The following is a 4,558-nucleotide window of genomic DNA, read 5'->3' as shown; positions in this document are numbered from 1 at the left end:
GGCGTAGCGCAGGGGCAGCAGTTCGAAGCGGCGGGTGCAGTCGGCGACGGGGCTGTTGCGCAGGGCAGGGCGGTAGCCGGAGGTGATGCGCCTGCACAGTTCGAGGGTTTCGCTGAGTGAGTCCATGGTTGTGTTGTGCCTCAGTCCTTGGTGCGCAGGCAGCGCTGCACGTTGTCCATCAGGGATGTCTGCTGCTCGCGCGTGGCGGCAATCGCCTCCTGCCAGGCTGGCGAGCTACTGAGCTGTTCGCCACCGCGAGCCAGCATCAGCACATAGCTGATAAGGTCTTCTTCACGCCCCAGGCCTTGCGCGCGCGCCTGATCCAGATAGTGCTGAATCAAGCCAACCCGTGTGCCGTGGCAGGCAGCGTGCATGGTCGGGCAGGACCGCTCGTTCTTGAGCAACTCAGCAAGTTGATAGCTCAGCGGGTCACCCGCCAGTTCGGCCCAACACGCTTCGTTCAACGTGATTGGCGGACAGTGCGTGGATTGAGGCTGATTACCGCCGGATATCTGCATCCACAACCGCTTGCTCGGGTGTGCCACGGGTGCCCACCAGTGATGGATGGGGGCCAGCCATTCGCTAACCCCAGGCAGCTCACGGTGCCTGTCCAGCACTAGCAGAGCCGCGGCGGTGTGGAAGCGCAACAGGTACGAGTGGCCGTCCGTGCCCGTGACGATGTTGGCGTGGCTCAGGTGTCCGGCGAGCCGGGCAGCGGGAAGCGCGCTGACTATCCAGCCGCACACGGCGCCAGCAGCACCTTGTTCAAGTTGCCATTGGAAGTCGTACTGGGCCGAGACATCGGAACCGAGGCGCGAACCGAACAACCAAGGGCCTGCTGTCCGCAGGTTGCTGAACTGGGCTTGCTGCAGCAGTGGCCAGCAGCGGCCGGTGTAGTGCCCGGTCAGTTGTTCCTGCACCTCGGGTGTCAAGTTGGCCATTTCCACGATGGCGCTGAGGCGATAGTGATCGGATGCCCGCAGCACATCGACCATTGCTCTGACAAATGGGCTGGGCATCAGCTTGCTCCTTCCATGCGAATGATGGTGTGGCCGTCGGCGATCGCTTTGAGCAGGCAGCTGAGGCAAATGGGTTCGCCCGGCGCCGGTACGCCAGACGTTGAAGTGACGCGATTGCTACCCGTAGCCTGCTGGCTGACAGGCCCTTTGAAGGCCAGCGCCAGGCCGTCCAGCGTGATACCGGCGCCGTCGACTCTCAGAAGCCCCGCGGGGCTGCGGATCGTCAGGCTTTCGCTGACCTGGATGTCATAAACCTTGGTGGTGTGCCGGATGGCTTCGCCCGTTTGCAACGTGCTGTGACCGGCAACGACCTGTTCGAGGTGGCCGCCGATTTCTACTGTGTGGTTTGCCTTGGTGATGTCCTGCCGGTGGTTCCCTACCTGTTCGATTCGATCCTTGCCTGTGGTGATCCTGTGGTTGCGGCCGATGCTCAGGCTGTCGTCGTTGCCGATTTCGTGTACCCGGTTCTGGCCGATGCCAACAGATTCGTCACGGGCGATGTCTTCGCGACGGTCCTGACCGATCGAAATCGTTTCGTCTCGTTCGACGCGTTCGGTACGGTCGTTACCCACGCGTGTGGTTTCGTCGTGCTTGACGATGTTGTTCTGGTCCCGCTCGGCATGAATGAACACCTCCTGCCGACCCAGTTCATCCTCGAAGCGCAGCTCGTTGAAGCCTTCGCCTTTATGGGTCTGGCTCTTGATGGTCATGCGCGTCTTGTGCTCGGGCAGCTCATAGGGCGGCAACTGGTTACCGCAATAGGTGCGCCCGGTGATCATCGGCTGGTCCGGGTCGGCGTTGACGTACTGGATGATCACATCCTGGCCGATGCGCGGGATGGCCATCGAACCCCAGCTGCCCCCCGCCCAACCTTGCGACACGCGCACCCAGCAGGAGCTGAACTCGTTGTTTTCGCTTTCCCGGTCCCAAGGAAAGCTCACTTTCACCCGGCCCCATTGGTCGCAATAGATTTCCTCGCCCTTGGGCCCGACCACCGTCGCCATGTGCGGGCCGTCAATGCGTGGCTTGGGCAGGGGGGCCGGGCGCCATTCGGCCCTGCCGGGAACCAGCAATGCGTCCTGTTTGTAGCGGGTGCCTTGCTGCGAGCCGGCGGCCTCTTCCTGCAGGCTGGTGAACTGGGTGCCTTCGTGATGCACGCTGACCGTGCGCCAGTGCACGTTGAGGTCTTCACGCGGGTGCTCGATGAGGGTGAAGCTCAGCCCCGGTTGCAGGCGCACATCGTCGCCTTCCACTTCGGCAATGCGCGCATCATGGCGCAGGGCCGTAAGGCGGGTGGCAGTGAACGGAACCCCAACCGCATCACGCTTGTATCGGCCGGGGTAGTCGAAGCGCTCATAGTTCAGCGATTGATGGGTGTTGCTATTGTCGTACGCCTGGTGTTCCTGACGGTATTGCGGATGAGTGAAGGTGTAGTCCCGTTGCACCTGCCGCGCTGTTCGCACCTGTTCGCTGTAACGCAAGCGCCGCAGGCAAGGCCTGGCCTGATCGCCGCCTCCAACGGATCGGTACAGCACCTGATCGGGGCCCACGTCGTCATTGTGAAACCCTTCATCCTCATCATCGGTCTTGATGGCCCCCCGGCTGATCTGGCCCAGCGCCAGCAGCCGGTCAGTGATGACCAGCAAGTGCTGTTTCGGCGTGTGTTCGAAGCGGTAGACAATGCCTTCCTCGGCGGCCAGGCGGGCCATGAAGTCGAGGTCTGTTTCACCGGCCTGCACGCAAAATTCGCGCACCTGATGCGGGTCGGGACACTTCAGCTCGTAGGCATTCACGCCTTGGCGTTTGAGCATGATCTCGAGAATCTGCGGCACGGTTTTCTGCTGGAAGATGCGCCAGTTCGAGCGCAGCCCGGCGCGGGCCAGCATGGGCTCGACCAGTGCGCGGTAACGGGTGCGATGGAAGCCTGTTTCCCCTTGGCTGAAGGTGCTGATCAGGCCGTGCACGTAGCGCAACGGGCGCTCACCCTGCCACAGGGTGAACAGCACCGGTTTGTCGAGGAGCTGGCCGAAGTCGACATCGTCTTCGAAACTGATCAGCTCCAGCTGCAGCTGGAACGGTGAGCTGATGGCTTCGTCCAGCTCGAACGACACCACCTCAAACTCGCTTCGGCCAACCAGCGGCTGGAAAGTGAAGCGCAAATCGGATTGGCTGGGCATGTGGCGTCCCCCGTTACTGTTGCAGAATGGCGTTGAGCGATTCGAGGACTTCGGCGGTTAGCAGGTCGAGGCGGTAGCTGTAGTAGCTGTACGCGCAGACCATGGCGATGACCGAAATGACCAGCGGGGTCCACCAGGGCCACTGCCAGCGGCGCATACGGTGGGGGCAATGGACGACGTTGCTATAGGGGTCGCTCACTGTTTGCGGCGTGGGGCCACGCAGTTGGCGAATGACCTTGTGCATCCGGCTGATCAGCGCGCTGAGGATTTCATCGCCCTTGGGGTCAAGGGCGTACTTGCCTTGCAGGCCCAGGCAAAAGCAGAAGTACAGGAACTCCAGCACATCCTGGAATTCCTTTGGCGATTGCATGATGCGCTCGAGCAGCACGAAGATCTTTTCGCCGCCCTGGGTTTCGTCGTGGAAGATGCTCAGCAGCGGTTCGTGGCTCCAGCACGAGTTCTGGCCCCAGGGGCGGGTCATCACGGCCTCGTCCAGGTGCAGGCACAGGGCGTAGGAATAGACTTCCTGATGGACCGCGCAATAGCCGTGCTGTCGCATTTCTTCGCGAATAGTACTGACCTGTGTTTGCACGGTCTTGTGCACGAACTGGATGTTGGGCCGGTCATCCAGCGTGCGCAGGCGAATGACCAGGCCGAACAGCTGGCTTGCCGCGTCGAGCATGAGGTTGTCGTAGCCGCCGCGTAGCTGAAAGTCTGGATCGGCCGGGTAGCCGGGTAGATCGGTTGCGTATTCAGGACCCGCGCCGTCAGGAGGCGGTGGGGTTTCGTTTATGTCTTCGAGCAGGATTGGCTTTTTGGGGGTGGGCACTGGTTTGCCAGTGCGGTCGGACTCTTTGGGCATCCTTGATCCTCGTCTCTTGGCAGCTCAAACACTCGCGGTGGCCCCCCGCGTCCATGCGGTCGGGCATTAGCAGTTGCGAAAGCCTGAAGAGTAACTAGGAATCAATTTTTGTGGGAGATTGAAACTTCCTAAAGCATTGTAGGAAGTTTCTTTGGAAGTTGTTGTCTAATTATTTCTGTCAAAAAATGAGTGATGTTTTATAGAGGGCTGATTTTTCTCATGACTGTTGTGACCACGTCTGCAAGTGCTGCGGCGCAGCATCAGATAGCACTGGGCTAAGTTCAGCCGCCTGCAGCGCGATGCGTCCATAGAAGAGCAATGCTGTTGCCCAGGTTGTAAGCCAGACAAAGATCCCGGCCCAGAACGTATGAGACATATAGTGCCAGCCCTGGAGGGTGTCAGAAATTTTGTGTTCGGGCATAACATGAGTAAGAGGTGCATGTATGCCAACCAAAAAGAAACCCTTGCGTGACCTGCCCAAAATCCCCAAAGAGCTGCTG

Annotated in this window: 3 protein-coding genes and 1 pseudogene; all 4 read right to left on the bottom strand. The window is 60.5% G+C overall.

The genetic code is table 11. The features are described from left to right. Positions 1 to 140: 140 nt before the first annotated feature. Positions 141 to 1,019, bottom strand: coding sequence for a DUF4123 domain-containing protein (locus tag I8746_RS26750; protein WP_221101212.1), 879 nt, complete (start codon positions 1,017 to 1,019; stop codon positions 141 to 143). Next, entirely contained in the window at positions 1,019 to 3,196 is a 2,178-nt protein-coding gene (locus tag I8746_RS26745; protein WP_221101211.1) for a type VI secretion system Vgr family protein, read from the bottom strand. Before I8746_RS26745 ends, I8746_RS26750 begins: the two co-directional genes overlap by 1 nt. Before the next feature lie 13 nt (positions 3,197 to 3,209). Continuing rightward, on the bottom strand, positions 3,210 to 4,058 hold the full coding sequence (icmH, locus tag I8746_RS26740) for a type IVB secretion system protein IcmH/DotU (RefSeq protein WP_221101210.1): 849 nt from the start codon (positions 4,056 to 4,058) through the stop codon (positions 3,210 to 3,212). A gap of 217 nt (positions 4,059 to 4,275) precedes the next feature. Further along, positions 4,276 to 4,558, bottom strand: a pseudogene (locus tag I8746_RS27320) (hypothetical protein); the annotation flags it as partial.

This window comes from Pseudomonas sp. USTB-Z (genome assembly GCF_019691255.1).
Classification (GTDB): domain Bacteria; phylum Pseudomonadota; class Gammaproteobacteria; order Pseudomonadales; family Pseudomonadaceae; genus Aquipseudomonas; species Aquipseudomonas alloputida.
Note: the sequence above shows the minus strand (reverse complement) of the source record. Positions and strands in the feature narration are given on the sequence as shown.